Annotated in this window: 14 protein-coding genes; 10 read left to right on the top strand and 4 right to left on the bottom strand. The window is 70.3% G+C overall.

Annotation, left to right across the window (positions count from 1 at the left end):
* Nucleotides 1-21: 21 nt before the first annotated feature.
* Nucleotides 22-975 (bottom strand): LysR family transcriptional regulator, encoded by a 954-nt coding sequence (locus tag ACLBXX_RS05045; protein WP_447657096.1) that lies wholly within the window; start codon nt 973-975, stop codon nt 22-24.
* A gap of 214 nt (nt 976-1189) precedes the next feature.
* On the opposite strand from ACLBXX_RS05045, the gene ACLBXX_RS05040 reads away from it, so the two are divergent.
* From ACLBXX_RS05040 to ACLBXX_RS05010, 7 genes are read left to right on the top strand one after another with little or no spacing between them, the layout of a single operon-like run.
* Complete coding sequence (locus ACLBXX_RS05040) at nt 1190-2491, top strand: C-glycoside deglycosidase beta subunit domain-containing protein (RefSeq protein ID WP_447657095.1); 1302 nt, start codon at nt 1190-1192, stop codon at nt 2489-2491.
* Between the two features lie 26 nt (nt 2492-2517).
* Nucleotides 2518-3999, top strand: coding sequence for a C-glycoside deglycosidase beta subunit domain-containing protein (locus ACLBXX_RS05035; RefSeq protein ID WP_447657094.1), 1482 nt, complete (start codon nt 2518-2520; stop codon nt 3997-3999).
* Nucleotides 3992-4900 carry an alpha/beta hydrolase gene (locus ACLBXX_RS05030; protein ID WP_447657093.1) on the top strand — a complete coding sequence of 303 codons (909 nt, stop codon included), beginning with the start codon at nt 3992-3994 and terminating at the stop codon, nt 4898-4900. The genes ACLBXX_RS05035 and ACLBXX_RS05030 overlap by 8 nt, the downstream gene beginning before the upstream one ends.
* Complete coding sequence (locus ACLBXX_RS05025; RefSeq protein ID WP_447657092.1) at nt 4897-6525, top strand: DUF5597 domain-containing protein; 1629 nt, start codon at nt 4897-4899, stop codon at nt 6523-6525. Before ACLBXX_RS05030 ends, ACLBXX_RS05025 begins: the two co-directional genes overlap by 4 nt.
* A 7-nt stretch (nt 6526-6532) precedes the next feature.
* A complete protein-coding gene (locus tag ACLBXX_RS05020; protein ID WP_447657091.1) occupies nt 6533-7450 on the top strand; it encodes a nucleoside hydrolase in 918 nt (305 codons plus the stop codon).
* On the top strand, nt 7447-8433 hold the full coding sequence (locus tag ACLBXX_RS05015; RefSeq protein ID WP_447657090.1) for an NAD-dependent epimerase/dehydratase family protein: 987 nt from the start codon (nt 7447-7449) through the stop codon (nt 8431-8433). Before ACLBXX_RS05020 ends, ACLBXX_RS05015 begins: the two co-directional genes overlap by 4 nt.
* Nucleotides 8426-9892, top strand: a complete 1467-nt coding sequence (locus ACLBXX_RS05010) for a family 43 glycosylhydrolase (RefSeq protein ID WP_447657089.1) — start codon at nt 8426-8428, stop codon at nt 9890-9892. Before ACLBXX_RS05015 ends, ACLBXX_RS05010 begins: the two co-directional genes overlap by 8 nt.
* A gap of 1 nt (nt 9893) precedes the next feature.
* Here ACLBXX_RS05010 and ACLBXX_RS05005 read toward each other — a convergent pair whose 3' ends face one another.
* The 3 genes from ACLBXX_RS05005 to ACLBXX_RS04995 all read right to left on the bottom strand — a co-directional run bounded on the left by ACLBXX_RS05005 (nt 9894) and on the right by ACLBXX_RS04995 (nt 16900).
* The gene (locus tag ACLBXX_RS05005) at nt 9894-12062 is read right to left on the bottom strand and encodes a glycoside hydrolase family 3 N-terminal domain-containing protein (protein WP_447657088.1); all 2169 of its coding nucleotides are present in this window, start codon (nt 12060-12062) and stop codon (nt 9894-9896) included.
* Nucleotides 12063-12188: 126 nt separating this feature from the next.
* Entirely contained in the window at nt 12189-13484 is a 1296-nt protein-coding gene (locus ACLBXX_RS05000) for an extracellular solute-binding protein (protein WP_447657087.1), read from the bottom strand.
* Between the two features lie 149 nt (nt 13485-13633).
* Nucleotides 13634-16900 carry a glycosyl hydrolase gene (locus ACLBXX_RS04995; protein WP_447657086.1) on the bottom strand — a complete coding sequence of 1089 codons (3267 nt, stop codon included), beginning with the start codon at nt 16898-16900 and terminating at the stop codon, nt 13634-13636.
* A 154-nt stretch (nt 16901-17054) separates the two neighbouring features.
* Between ACLBXX_RS04995 and ACLBXX_RS04990 the strand changes: the two genes are divergently transcribed.
* From ACLBXX_RS04990 to ACLBXX_RS04980, 3 genes are read left to right on the top strand one after another with little or no spacing between them, the layout of a single operon-like run.
* Nucleotides 17055-18017 (top strand): carbohydrate ABC transporter permease, encoded by a 963-nt coding sequence (locus tag ACLBXX_RS04990; protein WP_109210315.1) that lies wholly within the window; start codon nt 17055-17057, stop codon nt 18015-18017.
* A gap of 1 nt (nt 18018) precedes the next feature.
* Nucleotides 18019-18855 carry a carbohydrate ABC transporter permease gene (locus tag ACLBXX_RS04985; protein ID WP_376011494.1) on the top strand — a complete coding sequence of 279 codons (837 nt, stop codon included), beginning with the start codon at nt 18019-18021 and terminating at the stop codon, nt 18853-18855.
* A 14-nt stretch (nt 18856-18869) separates the two neighbouring features.
* Nucleotides 18870-19244, top strand: a complete 375-nt coding sequence (locus tag ACLBXX_RS04980; RefSeq protein ID WP_447657085.1) for a nuclear transport factor 2 family protein — start codon at nt 18870-18872, stop codon at nt 19242-19244.
* Nucleotides 19245-19276 lie beyond the last annotated feature (32 nt).

The raw sequence follows: 19276 nt of genomic DNA, 5'->3' as shown, positions 1-19276 counted from the left end.
GTCCCGCCGGCAGCGTGGCGCTCAGGCGGGCTGACTCACGACGGACGCCGGGCGCTTCGACACGGATGCCGCGGCCTGCTCGAAGATGCCGCGCATCCAGGCGTGCTCGGGGTCACGGCCGTGGACGGGGTGCCACCACAGGGCGTTGACGACGGGCGTCGCGTCGAAAGGGGCTTCCAGCGTGCGCACGCCCGGGACGGATTCGGCGACATGGGCGAGGCCCGCCTGGATCAGGCCGAGGCGGTTGGTGCCGGCGATGAAGTGCGGCAGCGCGAGGAAGCTCTCGACGACCGCCTCGATGTGCGGCTCGATGCCGAGCTGCTGCAGCTGCCGGGCCGCCGAGGTGAAGGCCGTGCGCGACTGGTAGGTGAAGACCCACGGCAGTGCGCCCAGCACGTCCATCGTGAGCTCGTCGCCGACCTGCTCGTTCGACTCGGAGGCCACGACCACCCAGCCGTCCCGCCAGAGATCGGCGTAGGGGAGGTCGACGAGGTAGCCGTGCGGGATCACCATGCCGTCAGCGGAGCGCAGCCGGTTGAGGGCGTCGTCGACGATGGCCGGGTTGTGCAGCATGAAGCGGAAGCGCACGCCGGGTGCGGCCTCCGCCGCGAGGCGCGACACCTCGCTGCCGATGGTGGCGAAGCCGTAGTCGGAGCCGTAGATCGAGAATTCGCGGGTCGAGTCCCTCGGACTCCACGTCGCCTGGCTCTCGAACACGCGGCGCGCGGCCTCGAGAGCCGTCGTCGTGTGCTCGGTGAGGCGCAGAGCGAGCGGAGTGAGCTCGTAGGTGTTGCCGCGGCGGGCGAGGATCTGGTCGTTGAAGTGGGTTCGGAGCCGGGCGAGCGAGGCGCTCAGCGCGGGCTGGCTCAGGTGCAGCCGCTCGGCCGCGCGCGTCACACTCCGCTCGGTGAGCAGCGCGTCGAGGGCGACCAGGAGGTTCAGATCGAGCCGGGAGAGCAGCGGTTGATCGGACACGACGGTGTGCTCCTCCGGGTTCGGGATGCCTCGGCCCAGTGTATCCGTGCAATCTATGTGGCGGGGAGGTGGCATCGTTCGCAACGATGCGCGAACGGTGTCGCGATTATGCGCACATCAGACTTACTTATGTCTAAATCATGCCTAACGCTGTTACTCTCGAAGGGACTCCCGGCCCGCGACAGCGCGGTCCCGACCCAGAGAGCGAGCATCGATGCTTCTCGAGAGAGATCTCATCCAGTCCGTCGGCTTCCGCAATGTGCGCGAAGGGGGTGAGACCACCGGCTTCCAGTTCCGTCTGCGCATGCCGTCGTACCGCGGCATGGCCGCATCCCTCATCGACGGCGTCGCGGTACGGGTCGGGAACCTCATCGACGTCCCCGCCGACGTGCCGCTCTGGACCTTCGCCGGTCGCACCTACTCGCTGCAGGAGCTGTGGGACTCGGAGGGCGTGCGCTGGCCCCTCGAGGAAGCCGCGATCGTGACGGTGCCGCACCCGGGCGGCCTGCCCGAGGGCATGCACGAGGTCTCGATCCAGCTGCGCCTGCGCATGTCGTACATCCCCCAGGAGCACCAGCCCTCGACGTACGAGGTCTCGCGACACATCACCCTGACCTCCTCGGAGGAGGGCGGCCCCTTCAAGTACGGCGTGAGCCTCTACAGCTTCATGACCGACTTCGGCACGGTGATGGACCTCGAGACGGCGCTCGCCGCTGTGGCGGACGTCGGCGCGACCGGTGTCGAGATCCTCGGCGAGGGCCACATCGAGCGGTACCCCGAGCCCACGACCGAGTGGATCGACCGCTGGTTCGCACTGCTCGACAAGTACTCCCTCGAGCCGACGAACTACGGCTCGTGGATCGACACGCGCCTGCACTCGAGCGGCGCGAACGCGCGCGATCTGACAGCCGCCGAGGGAGCCGCGATGCTGCAGCGCGACCTGCGGCTGGCCAAGCGCCTCGGCTTCCGCTTCGTGCGGCCCAAGATCGGCGTCGTCTCGAGCGACCTCATCCCGCACCCCATCTGGACCGAGTCCGTCGAGCGCTCGCTCGACCTCGCGGCCGAACTCGACGTCGTCATCTGCCCCGAGATCCACTCGCCGACGCCCATCAAGCACGAGGTCGTCGACGACTACATCGGCCTCATCGAGCGCACCGGGACGAAGCACTTCGGGCTGCTGCTCGACACCGGCATCTTCCAGGACCGGCCCATCCCGCTGAAGCCCGGAGAGCTGCCCGGCCGCCGCCCGGCGTTCCTCGACGGCATCGCGGTCGACCCCGCCGACATCGCCGACATCGCGAAGTACGTCGTCTTCATCCAGGCGAAGTTCCACGACATCGACGAGAACCTCGAAGACCAGCAGATCCCGTGGGAGCCGGTGCTCCGCGCCCTGAAGGACGCCGGCTACACGGGCTACCTCTCGAGCGAGTACGAGGGTGACCGCATCCCCTGGCGCTCGATCGAGCAGGTGCGCCGCCAGCACTCGCTCATCCGCTCCATCGCCTCCACCCTCTGACGAACCGCCCGAAACCGGAGAGAACCATGCCCAACGGACTCATCGCCGAAGACAGCCTCCGCCCGCACCCGGACGGCCTCGCACTGAAGCTCACCATCCCCTGGTACCGGAGCCTGTGGCTCTCGTCCGTCTCGACGCTCCGCCTCACCGTCGACGGGGTCGAGATCGGGACGGACGACCTGGCCTTCGAGATCGACGGCACGCGCTACGCCATCGCCGAGCTGTCGCAGCAGAGCGAGACACTCTGGTTCCTGCAGCAGCATCCGCTCCTCGTCGCACGTCTCGACCAGCCCGTCGCGCTCGGCGAGCAGCACCGGGTCGAGATCTTCGGCGAGCTGCGGCTGCCGTACATGCAGATCGCACCCGGCCAGGACGGCGGACCCGGCATGTACGTGCCGAACATCGTGCGCCAGTCCTTCACACTGACAGTGACGGACACGGATGCTGCGCCCCTGGCGACCGCGACCGACATCGCGCCTCCGCCGCCCGCGGCGGAGGCCGACCCCTTCAAGCTCGGCCTCACGCTGTACTCGGCGAGCGCCGAGTTCCGCGCGGGCTGGTACGACTTCGATGGACTGCTCGACCGCGTCGCCGAGCTCGGGATCGGCCCGGGCATCGAGATCGTCGCGTCGCAGGTGCTGCCGACCTATCCGGTCGTGTCGGACGAGTTCGTCGCGCAGTGGCGCGCCGCGTTCGACAAGCACGGCTTCGACGCGAGCTCGTTCGGCGCGAACCTCGACATGGGCCGCCGGCGCGACCGCGACATGACGCCGGACGAGGAGTTCGAGTTCAGCGAGCTCATGTTCCAGGGGGCGAAGAAGCTCGGGTTCCCGCTGGTGCGCATCCAGTCTGCGAAGCCCGAGCTGCTGCGCCGGCTGCTGCCGGTGGCGGAGCGCCTCGACCTGCAGCTGGCGTACGAGATCCACGCGCCGATGGGGCCGAACGCCGAGCCGATCCTGAAGGTGCGCGACACCTACGCCGAGCTCGACTCGCCGCTGCTCGGGTTCGTCGCGGACTTCTCGTCGACGATGCACAGCATGTCGCCGACGCTGCTGCGCGCCGTGCAGCGCGCGGGCCTGGATGACGACGCGCTCGCCGAGCTGCAGCGCATCTGGGCCACCGACGCGACGATGCAGGAGCGGCAGCAGGAGTTCATCGGCTACCTGAAGTCCCGCGACTTCGACCCGGGCCGTCTCGGCTCGTTCGCGCACCTCGCCTTCAACATGCACGGCCACGTCGACCCGCGCGAGTGGGCCGACATCATGCCGCAGATCAAGCACGTTCACGCGAAGTTCTACGACATCGACGAGAACGGGCAGGAGCCCGCCATCGACTACCCGGAGCTCGTCCGCGTCTTCGTCGAGGGCGGCTATCGCGGCTACTGGTCGAGCGAGTGGGAGGGGCACGCGTTCGCCGAGCTCGGCGAGGTCGACCCGCTGCTGCTCGTCCGCAGGCAGCACGACCTCATCCGTGCCTCGATGCGCGCGGTGCAGGCGGCCCATGTCTGACACCGAGGTCGACGTCCGCACGCTGCCGCTCTCCGAAGTGCTCCGGATGTTCCGCGAGCACGGCGAGCCGGCCGACCCGCGCCCCGACATCGACACGGAGTCGCTGAAGCGCCGCTTCCCCCGCCTCGCGAACGTCGAGACGCGCGACGTCTCGATCGACGGGGATGCCCGCGCGGTGCCGGCGCGGCTGTACACGGATGCCTCGGCCGAGGCATCCGGTCGCGCCCTGGTGTGGGTGCACGGCGGCGCGTTCATCGGCGGCCACCTCGACATGCCGGAGTCGCACTGGGTCGCGCTCGAACTCGCGGCCCGCGGCATCCCGGTGCTCGCGGTCGACTACGTCAAGTGTCTCGGAGACGTGCACTTCCCCGATCCCTCGGACGACGTGCTCGCCGCCTGGCGTCACGCCGTCGCGCGCGCGGAGGAGCTGTTCGGCACAGACAGCGTTTACCTCGGTGGAGCCAGCGCGGGCGGCAACCTGACCGCGGGCGCCGTCGCACGGCTGCGGGACTCCGGCGATCGGGTGCCCGACGGGCTCGTGCTCGTCTACCCGGTCGTGCACCCGAACGGCCCGGCGGCTTCGGCGGAACTCGATCCCGACTCCCCGCACGGTGCCCTCGCACTAAACTTCGCGGGGTCCGTCGAGGCGCTCGACGATCCGCACGCCTTCGCCGCTCTCGGGCCGGTCGACGGCTTCCCGCGGACGTTCGTGCTGGTGTGCGAATCCGACGATCTGCGTCCGTCGGGTGAGGCTTTCGCACGGCAGTTGGATGCTGCGGGGATCGACGTCACCCTCCGCCTGGAGGCCGGCGCCGACCACGGCCACATCAACGAGCCCGCCGACCCGACGGCCCTCCCGACGGTCGACGCGATCGCGGACTGGATCGGCGGGGCGGAGTGAGCGCCGGCGATCGCTCGGCCTGGTCGTTCGGGGAAGACCTGCGTCTGCGCAAGGACGGCGAGCTCCGTCTTCTGCTGGGCGGCCAGGTGCACAACTCGTCGAGCTCGTCGACGGCATCCATCCGTCAGTCGTTCGCCCACGCGCGGGACCTGCACGCGAACACCGTGCTCGCGCCGGTCAGCTGGGCGCTGACCGAGCCGCGCGACGGCGAGTTCGACTTCGCGCTCGTGGACACGATGATCGAGGAAGCCCGCAGCCGGGGACTGCAGCTCGTGCTGCTGTGGTTCGGCGCGTTCAAGAACGCGACGTCGACGTACGCGCCGCGGTGGGTGCGGGCGGACCAGACCCGCTTCCCGCGCGCCGTGGTGCACGCCAAGACCCGGGGGAGCGCCTTCCACTATTCCGGTGTCATGCCGACGCCCGTGCTCTCGGTCTTCAGCGAGGCGCTCCGCGATGCCGATGCCACCGCGTTCGAAGCCTTCATCACACACCTCGCCGAGGTCGACCGCACCGATGTCGTCGCGCTGGTCCAAGTCGAGAACGAGTCGGGGATCCTGCGCGACAGCCGCGACCGGAGCGAGCTCGCCGAGGAGGCCTGGCGTCGCGACGTGCCGGCCCCGCTGATCGCCGTCGCCCGCGAGGGCGAGGAGGGGTCACTGCTCCGCACGCTCTGGGCGGAGGCCGGCCGGCGTGAGGCGGGTACGTGGGGCGACGTGTTCGGTGACGGCTCGGGCGCCGACGAGATCTTCATGGCGTGGTCGATCGCGTCGTACGTGCAGCACCTCGCCGAGCGCGGTCAGGCCGTCAAACGGATTCCGATGTACGCCAACGCGTGGCTGGGGCCGCAGCCCGGACAGGATGAGCCGGGTGAGTGGCCGAGCGGCGGACCCTCGAGTCGCGTCATCGACGTGTGGCGCGCGGCGGCACCCTCCCTCTCGCTCGTCGGCCCCGACATCTACGTGGACGACGCCGATGCGGCGATGCGGACCTACGCGACCGGTTCGCAGCCGTTCTTCGTGCCGGAGAGCAGACTGCGCGCGGGAGAACTCGCCCGCGCCATCGGAACCTATCGGGCGGTCGGCTGGTCGGGATTCGGCTTCGACGGAGCCAACCCCGATGGCCAGGTCGCCGCGATGCTCGCGCACCTCACCGCCTTCGAGCCGGAGATCGCCGAGGCCCAGCGGGCCCGGCGCATCGGCGCCGTCGTGGTGGAGCAGGGTGCCCCTCCGGCCGAGGCCACGGTCGGAGACCTCACCGTGAGCGGCCGCGGGCTGAGCGACATCGTCCGCGACTTCCTGCTCGACGTAGGCGTGCAGCTTCCCGACGAGGCGCTGCCGGTCCCCGACGAGACGCTCCCGCGTGAGCCCGTCCCGACGCCGGGCGAGCACCGGCCGTTCGCGCTGATCTTCGCCGTGGCCGAGGACGAACTCATCGTCATCGGCCAGGGCGTGAAGCTCGACTTCGCCGCACCGCAGGGATCGGTGGAGGTCGACGCCGTCGTCGAGCTGCTCCTCGACGAGGGCCGGATCGCACCCGGTCGCGTCCTCAATGGGGACGAGCGTCTTCAGGTCGTCCCGGTGGATCGCGTCGGGGCCGCGCGCGTCACCCTGCTCCGAGTCCCGTGAGGAAGCGATGAGTCACACCGAGTCTTCGTGGCGCGCGTACCGGCGCATCCCCGTGACAGCGCGGGCGCGCGTGATCGTCGACAACGACTTCGCGGGCGACCCCGACGGGCTGCTCGCACTCGCCCACCACTTCCTCTCCGAGGCTGCGCCGGTCGTCGGCGTGACCTGCACCTCGATCGCGATGGAAGGGATGCCGTACCCCGACGGGAGCCCCGCCCGCGACGCCGCGCGGGAGCTGATGCGTCGCCTGGGCATCGCCGATCCGCCCCCTGTCTCGGACGACGTTCAAGTGCCGTTCGCCGAGCTCACCGCGCCCACCGACGGCGCCCGCGTCATCCTCGAGGAGTCGCTGCGGGCCGACCCGCTGCCGCTCGTGATCGCCGCCGGCGGCCCGCTCACCCACATCGCCTCGGCGCTGCGCGCCGACCCGTCCCTCGTGGACCGGGCCGAGCTCGTCTGGATCGGCGGCGGCGCGCATCCGAACGGCGCGTGGGAGTACAACCTCATGCTCGACGTCGCAGCGGCCCAGTTCGTCTTCAACGAGTCGGGCATCCGCATCTCGCAGGTGCCGCAGCACGTCTACCGCCAGTGCCTGATGTCGATCGCGGAGCTGGAGCGCGAACTCCAGGCCGCCGGCGAGTTCGGCGCCTGGCTCTACAGCTGCTTCGACAACCCGCCCGACTTCGCGAAGATCGGGGCGATCTGGCCGATGGGCGACAGCCCGCCGGTGCTGATCAGCACGGGTGCGACGGAGTCGAGCTCTTTCCGCGTCGTCGATGCTCCCTGGATCGCCGACGACGGCACCTATCGGCCGCATCCTTCGCCCCGGCCGCTGACCCTGTTCGACACCATCGACACCCGGCTGCTGTTCGCGGACTTCTTCGCCCGCCTCGCTCTGCGTTTCGCCGCGGGGGCGCGGTCGTGAAGGTCGTCGTGGTCGGGGGAACCGGCAACATCAGCACGAGCATCGTGCGGCGGCTCCTGGACGAGGGGCACGATGTCACCTGCGTCAACCGCGGCGCGACCGCGGCGCCCCCGGACGGCGTCGAGACGATCGTCGTCGACCGCCACGACGAGGAGCGGTTCGAGTCCGCGGTCCAGGCGGGCCGGTTCGACGCAGCGATCGACGTGATCGCGTTCACGCCGGCCGACGTGCTGTCGAGCATCCGCGCGTTCCGTGACGTCGGGCACGTCGTCCACACCTCGACGGTGACGGTGCTCGGCGAGCGTTTCGACTGGCTGCCCGTGACCGAAGACCACCCCGCGAGGCCGTCCGTGCCCTACGCCGCGGCGAAGGCCGACGCCGAGCGCGTGCTGCTCGAGGCCCACTACGGTTCGGGGTTCCCCGTGACGATCATGCGCCCCTCGACGACGTACGGCCCACGCCGCGCGCTGCGTCAGATCGGGATCGACAGCACCTGGGTGTCACGGATGCGCGCCGGCAAGCCCATCATCAAAGTCGGCGACGGGCGCGCGACGCACCACCTCCTCCACGTCGACGACGCCGCGCTCGCGTTCGTCGGGGCGCTGGGCAAGGAGCACTGCGTCGGTCAGACGTACCACCTCGTGCACCCGCGGCACACGACGTGGGAGGAGTTCCACGCGGCCGCGATGCGCGTCGTGGGACGCGAGGTCGAGCAGGTCGGCGTGCCCGCGCACGTGCTCGAGACGGTCGACCGGCAGCGTTTCCTCTTCGCGACGAGCGTGTTCGCCCACAACATGCTCTTCAGCGCGGAGAAGGTGCAGCGCGACATCCCCGAGTTCATCCCATCGGTGACGGTCGAGCAGGGCCTCGCCGCGACCGTCGAGTACATCGACGCCCATGGCCTGGGCGACGAGACCGACGACCTCGAAGACAGGATCATCGCTGCGCAGCGCGATGTGGCGAGGAGTGCGACCTGTGGCTGAGCGGCCCACCTTCATCAACCCCGTCCTCGGCGGAGACCGCCCCGACCCCGCTGTCATCAAGGTGGGCGACGAGTACTGGATGACGTACTCGTCGTTCGAGTCGGCACCGGGGCTCCTGCTCTATCGGTCGCCCGACCTCGTGAACTGGACCTACGCCGGCTCGGCGCTCGCCGAGCCGCTCGGCAGCACGTTCGCCGTCGACATCGCCGAGGTGGACGGACGCTTCTTCATCTACATCCCGTTCATCCCCGCGCCCTGGTCGGCACTCGACGCGCCCGCGATCTTCGTCATCCACGCCGACTCGATGGAAGGCCCGTGGTCGGACCCGATCGACCTGGGCATCCGGTGGGCGATCGACCCGGGTCACGTCGTCGGCGAGGATGGCAAGCGGTACCTCTTCGTCAACGGCATCCGCCGCATCGCCCTGACGGACGACGGCCTTGCGACCGTCGGCGAGCTGGAGCAGGTCTATGACGGCTGGCGCTACCCCGACGAGTGGATCACCGAGGCGTACGCGCTCGAAGGCCCGAAGCTCTTCCGCCGCGGCGAGTGGTTCTATCTCGTGAGCGCCGTCGGCGGTACCGGCGGCCCGCCGACGGGGCACATGGTCATCGTCGCGCGGTCCCGCTCGGTCCATGGGCCGTGGCAGAACAGTCCGCACAACCCCGTCGCCCGCACCGAGGACGCCTCCGAGAAATGGTGGTCGCGCGGACACGCGACGATCCTCTCCACCGGCGAAGGCAGCTGGTGGATGGTCTCGCACGGGTACGAGAACGGCTATCGCACGCTCGGTCGCCAGATCCTGCTCGAGCCCATCGCGTGGACGGAGGACGGCTGGCCGGCCGCCGCTCTGGATGACATCGGAGGCGAGCTGGATGCCCCGGCCGAGGCATCCGTCCCCTCCCCGTCCCGCGGGTTCGACGACGACTTCGCCGATCTGCGTCTCGGTGAGCGGTGGACCTTCCATGCCCCCTCCCCGGGGGAGGCCGCGCGTCTCACGCTCGACGACGGTCTGGTGCTCGCGGGCAAGGGAACGGGGCCGGGCGACACGTCGCCGCTCGCGCTCGTCGTCGGCGACCACTCCTACGAGGTCGAGGTCGACGTCGAGATCGACGGGGCCGAGGGCGGGCTGCTCCTCTTCTTCAACGACCGGCTGTTCTGCGGCATGGGGATCGACGGGGATCGGATGCGGAGCTACTCGGGCGGGCACGTCACGCACTGGCGCGAGCCGGCGCCCGAGGCGCGTCGTCTGCAGCTGCGGATCCGCAACGACGAGCACATCGTCACGGGCTGGTACCGCGAGCCCGGCGGGGAGTGGGTGCGTCACGCGATCCGCTACGAGACATCGGGGTACCACGCCAACACCATGGGCGACCTGCTGAGCCTGCGTCCGGCGCTCTACGCGGCCGGCGCGGGGACGGTGCGGTTCCGCGACTTCCGGTACCGGCCGCTCCGCTGACTCAGACGACCCGCAGCTCGACGGCCTGGGTCGAGGCGAGTGTGGCGCCGATGTGCAGGCGGAAGAGGCCGGGCTCCACGACGAACGCCGGGGGCGCAGCATCCACAGCCCAGAAGCCGAGCTGATCGCGGCCGATCTCGAAGGCGAACACCGTGGTGCGGCCGGGCTCGATGGTCCTGCGCTCGAACGCGACGAGCCGCCGGACCGGCGGAGCGACGCTGGCCACGACGTCCTCGACGTAGACCTGCAGGACCTCGTCGCCGGCGCGCGCCGACGTGTTGGCGACCTCGACCGACAGCGACAGCATCGCGCCGGCGTCGAGCTCGGCGCCGCTGATCGAGGCCGCGGACAGTGTTGCCGGCGCGCGCGTGAACGTCGCGTAGCCCGAGCCGTAGCCGAAGGGGAACTCCGGGCCGAGCTCGAGATCGAGGTACTTCGAGGTGTACTTGTCCTGAACGTTCGCGGGGCCGTGCAGGCCGATGTCGGCGGTCTCGGTGGTGAGCGATCCGCCGCTCGTCGCGGGGCGACCGGTGTTCTCGTGCGCGTAGTGGATCGGGATCTGCCCGACCGACCGCGGCCAGGACATCGGCAGGCGTCCGGCGGGATCGGCGTCACCCAGCAGCACGTCGACGATCGCGGCCGCGGCCTCGGTGCCGCCATGCCAGGCGACGACGACCGTCCCCGCGAGGTCGATCCAGTCCGAGACGACCAGCGGGCGTCCCGTCTCGAGGACGACGGCGAACGGAACGCCGGTGGCGGCGATCTCGCGGATCAGCTGTTCCTGGTGGCCCGGCAGGCGCAGGTCGCTGCGGGAGGCGGCCTCGCCCGACAGCGCGCTGGGCTCACCGACGAGCACCACGACGACGTCGCTCGCCCGCGCGGCCGCGACGGCGTCGGCGATGCCGGTTGCGTCCTCGCCGAGGAAGTCGACGCCGGGGACGACCCGCAGATCGACGTCGGGTCGTCGCGCGGCGAACTCGCCGGCGATGGTCCCTGCATGCGCGCCGAAGGACTGCGTCCAGGCGCCGAGGTGATCGGTCGAGTCGGCGTAAGGGCCCGTCAGCAGCACGCGCGCGGGCGCGGAGAGCGGCAGTGTCCCGTCGTTCCTGAGCAGCACCGACGACCCCGCGGCGGCGCGCCGCACGAGCGCTCGCCCCGCGCCGGTCGGGGCGGTGAGCTCGTTCGGCTCGCTCGCGTACGGAGAGTCGAAGAGACCGAGCGACTCCTTGAGTGCGAGCACGCGGGCGACGGCGTCGTCGAGGCGCGCGGGGTCGATCGCTGAGAGCAGGGTGTCGGCCACCTCCGAAGGGGCACCGCCCATCTCGATGTCGAGCCCCGCGCGGAACGCCTGGGACGCGGCATCCGTCAGATCCTCGGCGATGCCGTGCGGAAGCAGATTGCGCACGCCCTCGGCATCACCGACGACGACGCCGGGGAACCCCCACTCGTCCTTCAGCACCCCGGTCATCAGCCGCCGGTTGGCGTGCATCGGCACGCCGGCGACGGTGTTGAACGACGCCATCACCGAGGCCGCGCCTTCGTCGACGACCGCGCGGAACGGTTCGAGATACGTGTTGCGCAGCCGGTGCTCCGACACGTCGACCGTGTTGTAGTCGCGGCCGCCCTCGGGCTGACCGTAGGCGACGAAGTGCTTCGCGGTCGCGGCGATCGCTTGTGGGGTGGCGAGGTCGTCGCCCTGGTAGCCGCGCACCATCGCGCGGCCCATGACAGCGGTGAGATGGACGTCCTCGCCGAACCCCTCCACGACGCGGCCCCAGCGCGGATCGTGTGACACGTCCACCATGGGGGAGAAGGTCCACGTGACACCGCCCGAGCGCGCTTCGGCGGCCGCGAGCGCGGCGAGCTCCTCGACGAGCGAAGGGTCGAAGGTCGCGGCCTGCGCAAGCGGGACGGGCGCGATCGTGCGCTGGCCGTGGATGACGTCGAGTCCCACGAGCACGGGGATGCCGAGGCGCGTCTCTTCGACCGCGACCCGCTGCAGCGCGTTGGTCGCCGCCGCCGAGCGGGGCCAGAAGATCGAGCCGAGGCCCCCCCGGATGAGCTCCGCGGCATCGTCGTGCCGCGGACGGAACACGATCTGCAGCTGGCCGAGCTTCTCGGCCGGGGTCATCTCGGCGAGCAGCCGCCGCACGCGGGCGGATCGGTTCACGTCGTGCTCCTTCGGGGGTCGCGGCACGCGGGGTCGCGTACGGCTGAGATATCGGTCGGGAACCATGACGATGCCGCCCGGGGCGCGGGGCCCCCGGGCGGCATCGTTCACTGCGGTTTCAGCGGGTCAGTTGCCCCACGCCGCGTCCATGTCGGCGAGCACCTGGTCGACCGTCTTCTGGCCGGTCAGGAGGCCCTGCACCCCGACGCCGAGCGCGTCGTAGACGGCGGGGTTCGGCCAGCTGGCGTTCGGCAGACCCGTGTAGGCGCCCGACTCGAGCAGGTCGCCGATCGGCGCGTAGCTCGGGAGCAGGTCGTCGGCGGTCACGCCGGTGATCGGCACGTAGCCCGCCAGATCGGCATACGTCTTGGCCTGCTCCGGCTGCGCGGCCCAGTCGAGGAAGTCCTGCGCGGAGGTCTTCACCGCATCGTCGGACTTGGCGTTGATGGCCCACGCGTAGTTCGCCGAGGCGAGCGTGAAGGGCTCCTGCCCATCCGCCGGCGGGAAGGCCTGGACCGTGATGTCGAGGCCGGTGGCGCCGCCGATCGAGGCCGCGGCCGAACCGGGCGTCGCTGCGGTCAGAGCCGTGCCGCCGCCGATGCCGGCGGTGATGTTGTCGAACGTCCCGCCCGCGGCGCCGTCCTGGAAGCAGCCGGTGTCGTTGAGCTCGACGATGTCGTTGAGCGTCTGCTGCCAGCCGTCGCTGTCGGCGAAGGTCACGTCGCCGGCGGCCCGCTGCTCGTTCCAGTCCGGGGTGCCCTCGTAGACGCGGGTGGCCGAGATGAGCTGGGCGAACAGGCCGGTGTTGAACGGCACGCCGCCGGCGAGGACCGTGAAGGTCTTACCGCCGTCGCGGGCCGTCTTGCAGGCGGCCAGCAGGTCGTCGTAGGTCGCCGGGTACTCGTCGATGCCGACCTCTTCGGCGCCGGCGGAGTTGTAGATGAGGCCGACCGGGGCGAGCGCGGTGGGCTGGCCGTACACCTTGTCGTCGACGGTGTACTGCGCTTCGCTCCCCGCGGGGATGATGCCCGCGCTGGTGTCGTCCAGCGGCTCGAGGAAGCCCGCCTCGGCGAGCGTGACCACCGAGATCGGCTGGCCGGTGCCCGGTGCGAGGATCATCATGTCGGCGGCGTTGCCGGCCTGGAGCTGTGTGGTGACCTGCGTGTTGTACGCGTCTGACGGGTACGGGATCACCTCGACCGGAACGCCGGTCTCCTTGGTGTACATGTCGGTGAGCTGCTCGTAATAGTTGTCCGCGTCGTTCGCCTCGGCGACCATGAGCGTGAACCCCTTGTCGGCGGAGTCGCCGGAGTCTCCGCCGCTGTCGCCGCCGCCGGAACAGCCGGCGAGGATGAGGACTCCGGCGACGGGAGCCGCGAGAAGCGACCACCGGAGAGGCCGGGAGGCTGTGTGCTGTGGCATTTCGACCCTTTCGTGACTTCGTTGTCGCCAGCTCGGGTTGCTGGCTCGGCCTCGGGGCCGCACATCAAGCGTCGCACGATATGTAGGTTTCTGACATTAGCGATGCTTATGTGCGGCAATTGCTTCGGTGATCCGCGATTTCGCCCAGGTCAGTGGGTGATCTCGAGAAGTAGGGCCACCGGCCCCGTAAGGCCTGCGGCCAGCGGCGCGGCGTCCGTCTCGAACACTTCCGTCATCGGGGCGAAGATCTCGCCGGTGGGGACGGATGCCTCGGCGATGAGTCGATTGCGCCACGGATTCGCGATCTCGACCTCGAGCGCGTTGTCGCCCGCCCGCACCGCCGCGGTCACGTCGACGCGGAACGGCTCCGTCCACGCGATCCCGCATTCGACGCCGTTGAGGACCACCCGGGCGATGTCGCCGACGCGCCCGAGCTCGAGCGTGATCCGTCCGTCGTCCGGTTGCCGGGTCAGCGTGAACCGCGTGCGATAGACCGCCGTTCCCGAGAACGCCCGTGCCCCGTCGTCGATATCGGTCCACAGCCGTGGTCCGTCGGGCAGCGCGACCGGCGGACGGCCGGGAAACTCCAGCGTCCACGCTCCCTCGATCGTTCGACGGTCGACGGTCCCCCTGGCCGCCGTCGGTCCGTGGCCACCCGGCACGACGAACACCGAGCCGAACGGCGCCAGCGCGATCTCGAACGACCGGCGGTCACCGCCCGCGCCGACGTCGACCAGTGGCGCGGTGCGGAGTGCGACCGGGTCCCACGCGCTGAGTGCCGCCACCTCGGCGGGCACGATGATCCGTGCGGTCACCGCCTCGGCGGTCGGATTGGCGAGGAATGTGACGCGCTCCCCGTCGACGACCCGCGCGATGGTGCGCAGCCGCGCGCCGACGACCTCGAGGTGCGGCGTGATCCCCAGCGTGCCCAGAGCTTCGCCGAGACTCGTCGTGGCCACGACCCGGCCGCGGGCGCGCGGGTGGACCCAGATCTCGTCGCACAGCCGCGCGAACTCGTCATCGGCGTCGGCAAGGGACGGCGACTGCTCGGGCCGTGCGCCCACAACGGTCGCTCCCGCATCGAGCAGCGCGGCGATCCGGCGCAGTCTCTCGTTCGTCAGGCGCCGACTCGAGCCGCCGAGGTGGAGTACCCGGTAGCGTGCGCCGCGCGCGACGAGCTCCCCGTCCTCCACCCGCAGCAGCGCCAGCGCGTCCGCGCCGACGTAGTCGAAGTCGAAGCCCTCCGGCACGGTCGTGTCGAAGCCGGCGTCGTAGAGGCCCGTCACCGGCGCCTCCTCGCCGACGAAGACGGCGATGTCGACCGCCGGCTCGCCGGACGAGAGCACGGCCGAGCACCGGGCGAGGTAGTCGATCCACGGGCGCGCCATCTGCGCCCAGGTCTCGTTCGCGGTGAACGCCTGCCCGAGGAACGGCGCGAGTGCGATGCCGGGCGGCGGCGCAGCGACCGGCTGGTGCGGCGACGTGTGGATGCAGAAGCGCGTCACGCCGAGCGCGAGCTGCAGGTCGGCGACGTGCTTGAGGCTCCGCGGCGACGAGGCCCACGGGCGGTCGAAGCTCGTGAACGCCTCGGCGCCCGTCCACCGCCTGCCGTGGACATGCGCGACGGATGCTGCGCCCTTGAGGTCGGCGACATACGTCGGCCGCGGACCGGCTTCGGGATCGAACGTCCACATGGCGCCCATCGGCACATCGGCGTGCGCCCGCATCGCCAGGTCGTCGCCGAGCTGCGGCCGCCCGTCCTCGAGCGCCTCCGCGTAGTACGTCATGCCGCGGCGGTGCGCCTCGGCGGAGAGGGTTCCGTAATACTCGGTCGCGAGCAGCTCCGACAGCGTCCGCCGGTAGTCGTAGAGGAATCGATCGGATGCCTCGGCCCCGCCCACGAGATAGCCCGCGAGCGTCGGCAGCCACGGCGTCGGGTCGTAGCCCCGCAGCTCGCGGAAGCGCTCGAGGATCCCGTCGGTCCAATTCTGCGCCCCGGCCTCGATGCTGTCGCTGAGCAGGGCGTCGTACCGACCGGGGGCGAACCGCTCGAGATGCCGCTCGAGGTACGCCGCGACGCGGCGGCCGTCGAGCTTGTCCACCTCGAGGCCGGTCGCGTCCGGCAGTGCCGGTCCGTTGGTCTGGCCGGTGAGCGACGCCCCGATCCTCAGCACCCGCCAGTGGCCGGGCGGCGCGTCCCAGGTGAGGCGGTCACCATCGACGTGGGCGGTGAGGTCGTGGATCTCGGACGGAGCCGGGGATGCAGCTGGGCCCACGCGGCCGGAGGCTCCGCTCGACGCGTCAGCGGCGAGTGGAGAAGCCGTGGGGACCGGTGCGGGAGTCGTGTCTATCGCGTAGTAGTCCGGGACGACGCCGAAGCCGGCCTTCACCTCGGCCTGGTTCACGCGGGCGCCGGTGCGCAGCGCGAACTCGGAGACGAGGAAGGCGTCGCTGCGGCGGAGCACCGGCGGCAGCCGCACGCCGTCGGCGACGGGCGGGAGGACCTGGGCGGCGCTCGCGCCCGACAGCACGAGCCGGAAGCGGCGACCCGTGACCGGGGCGAAGGTCGCCGATCTCGCCGGCACCGTCGTGGCGGGCAGCATGACGACGTCGCGGTGCACGACGCCGTCCTCGCTCACCTGCAGCACCGCCTCGGGCGGTGGCGCGGCACCGAACCCGCGCGGCCCGGGGAGGCCGAGCGTGACCGAGCTGACCGTCACGGGCTCATCGAAGTCGAGTTCGAGCCACGCCGAGGACCACGCGTCGGGATCCCGGGGGAGCGAGACGGCACCGTCGAACGAGCCGTCGACGAGTCGGTCCACATCGGCGACGGGCGCGGAGCCGTGCACCCGGTCGGGCCGCAGCACCTCCTGCGCCGGCGCGGCCGGCAGCGCGACCACGCGCCAGTCCACCGCCCACGGCTCGCGGGAGTCCGCGCCGGGGCGCGGGGAGTCCTGGAACGTGCCGGCGACCGCCGGCAGTGGCGGGAGCTCGACGGCGCGGCGCTCGCCCCCGTCGATGACGCACTCCGACCACACCAGCTTCTTCATGGCGTCGCCGGGCTCCACCCAAGGACCGCCCGAGGCGCTCCAGCCCGATGACGTCGCGACCGCGAGTTCGAGGCCGAGGTCGGCCGCCGTGTGCGACGTCGTCTGGATCGCCTCGTGCCAGGCATCCGTTCCCGGCCGCACCGGTTCGGGTACGACGAGCGGAACCCCCATACCGCCGTCGAAGAGCTGCACACCCCGCACACCGACATCGTGCAGCCAGGTCAGATCCCGCACGATGCCCGCGGGATCGATGTTGCCGTCCATCCAGTGCCACCAGGCGCGCGGGCGCGCCTGGTCCGGCGGGTCGACGAAGTTCTGCCACAGGAAGGAGAGGCCCTCGGGCGCGCTCGACGATGACTCGGCCACGTTCCTCATCCTGCGCGACGAACGGCCTGCCGCGAGGTCCCGAACCACTTATATCCGGTATTGCCAGAACTAATGTGTGCTTCCGACACAAGTGTGTGATAGTGGCTGTGACGCCGCCGGTGAAGGGGCGCATGACGACGAGGTCAGAGAGTAGATGACAGTGACGATCGAGCGAGACGCGACGCGCACCCTCACGGTGCCACCCGAAGCCCGACGCACGCCGCGCCCCCGCGGCGGCCGCCGCCCGCTGATCAGCTACGGGCACTGGTGGTGGGCCCTTCCGGCCATCATCCTCGTCATCGCGGTGCACTATGTGGCCACCCTGACGGGAGGCTTCTTCGCCTTCACGAACTGGACCGGCCTCGGTGACTGGGAGTTCATCGGCCTCGACAACTTCGTGCGGATCTTCAACGACCCGCTCATGGTCGGCGCCGTGATCAACACGCTGTTCCTGGCGTTCGGCTCGGTCATCCTCACGAACATCCTCGGCCTCGGCTTCGCCCTGGCCATCAACCGCACGCTGAAGACCCGCTACATCCTGCGGACGCTGCTCTTCATGCCCGTCGTGCTGAGCCCGCTCGCCGTCGCGTACGTCTGGAAGTTCATCTTCCAGTTCAACGGCCCGCTCAACGGCTTCCTCGCCGCGATCGGCCTCGAGGAGATGCAGAAGGTCTGGCTCGCGGATCCCACCTGGTCGATCTGGGCGATCCTGCTCACGGTCGTCTGGCAGCAGACCGGCTTCGTCATGGTGATCTACCTGGCCGGCCTCGCCTCGGTGCCGGTCGAGCTCGAAGAAGCGGCCGCGCTCGACGGTGCCGGCGTCTTCAAGCGGTTCTGGCACGTGACGGTCCCGGGCATCCGTCCCTCCATCGCGATCGCGACGACGCTCGGCATCATCCAGGGCCTGCGGATCTTCGACCAGATCCTCGCGCTCACGGCCGGCGGTCCGGCCGGCGCCACTGAGACCCTCGCCACCCAGGTGTACAAGCAGGCGTTCTCGCTCGGCCAGTTCGGCTTCGGCTCGGCGCTCGCGCTCGTGCTGACCCTCATCATCCTCGTCTTCGCGATCCTCCAGCAGTACGCGACGCGCGACCGCGACGCCGCCCGAAAGGCCTGACATGTTCCGCTACACCAAGCTCACCGCGGTGCGGGAAGTCCTCATCTGGATCATCACGATCATCGGGCTGCTGCCCTTCTATTTCCTGATCGCCACCGCGTTCAAGACCGACCAGGAGGCGCTGACGACGAGCGCGATGGCGCCGCCGCAGTCGCTCGACTTCAACGCGTTCATCGAGGTCCTGACCACCGGCGGACGCAACAGCATCCCGATGGCGATCCTCAACAGTGCGATCATCACGGCGGGCGCCATCTTCGGGCTGGTGCTGTTCGGCTCGGTCGCCGCCTACGTCATCACGCGGCGCACCCGCGCCTGGACGAACCTGACGTTCTACCTGGTGCTCATCGCGATCATCCTGCCGGCGCAGCTCGGCACCGTGCCGCTCTACATCGGGGCGCGCACAGTGGGCCTCACCGGCAACGCGATCGGCATGATCCTGCTGTGGATCGGCATCCTGCTGCCGTTGTCGGTCTTCCTCTACGCCAGCTTCTTCCGCGGCCTCACGACCGAGTACGAAGAAGCGGCCGTCATCGACGGAGCCTCGCCGACGCAGGCGTTCTTCCGGGTGGTGCTCCCGCTCATGGCGCCGGCCACCGGCACGGTCGCGATCCTCGCGGGTCTCATCGTCTGGAACGACTTCTTCAACTCGCTGATCTTCCTGGGCGGCTCGACGACCCAGACGTTGCCCGTCGCGATGTACACGTACGTCGGCGGCCTCGTGTCGGCGTGGAACAAGATCTTCGCCGTCGTGATCATCTCGATGATCCCGATCCTGCTCTTCTACATGTTCGCCCAGAAGAAGTTCATCCAGGGCTTCGCCGGCGGCCTGAAGGGCTGAGAGGCCGGTCCGTCGTGGGCGCCGACAATCGCGCGCCGTTCGAGACGTTCGTCGACCTCTTCTACACGCAGAAGCGTGTGGCGGATGCGTTCGCCTTCCTCGTCTCGGACGACTACATCCAGCACAACCCCACCATCGGCGACGGTCCGGCCGCTGCCATCGAGATGCTCACCCCGAAGTTCGACGGATCGCCCGATGCGACGTTCGAGATCCAGCGCATCCTCGTGGACGGCGACCTCGCCATGGTGCACGTGAAAGCCTCCCGACCCGGCGCTGCGGACGCCGCGGTCGCGGACATCTACCGATTCGAGGACGGCCGGATCGTCGAGCACTGGGACGTGCTGCAGCAGGTCCCCGTGCATGCCGTCCACGACCACCCGATGTTCTGACCCCTCGACGCGCTCGGGGACCGAGAGAAGGC

This window comes from Microbacterium sp. C23T, from assembly GCF_053345975.1.
This window is presented reverse-complemented; position numbering and strand designations above follow the sequence as displayed.

Excerpts from the sequence above, each read along its gene's own strand:
- ACLBXX_RS05020 (WP_447657091.1), top strand. The coding sequence starts at position 6,533 with ATGAGTCACACCGAGTCTTCGTGGCGCGCGTACCGGCGCATCCCCGTG.
- ACLBXX_RS05035 (WP_447657094.1), top strand. The coding sequence starts at position 2,518 with ATGCCCAACGGACTCATCGCCGAAGACAGCCTCCGCCCGCACCCGGAC.
- ACLBXX_RS05040 (WP_447657095.1), top strand. The coding sequence starts at position 1,190 with ATGCTTCTCGAGAGAGATCTCATCCAGTCCGTCGGCTTCCGCAATGTG.
- ACLBXX_RS05030 (WP_447657093.1), top strand. The coding sequence starts at position 3,992 with ATGTCTGACACCGAGGTCGACGTCCGCACGCTGCCGCTCTCCGAAGTG.
- ACLBXX_RS04990 (WP_109210315.1), top strand. The coding sequence starts at position 17,055 with ATGACAGTGACGATCGAGCGAGACGCGACGCGCACCCTCACGGTGCCA.
- ACLBXX_RS04985 (WP_376011494.1), top strand. The coding sequence starts at position 18,019 with ATGTTCCGCTACACCAAGCTCACCGCGGTGCGGGAAGTCCTCATCTGG.
- ACLBXX_RS05000 (WP_447657087.1), bottom strand. The coding sequence starts at position 13,484 with ATGCCACAGCACACAGCCTCCCGGCCTCTCCGGTGGTCGCTTCTCGCG.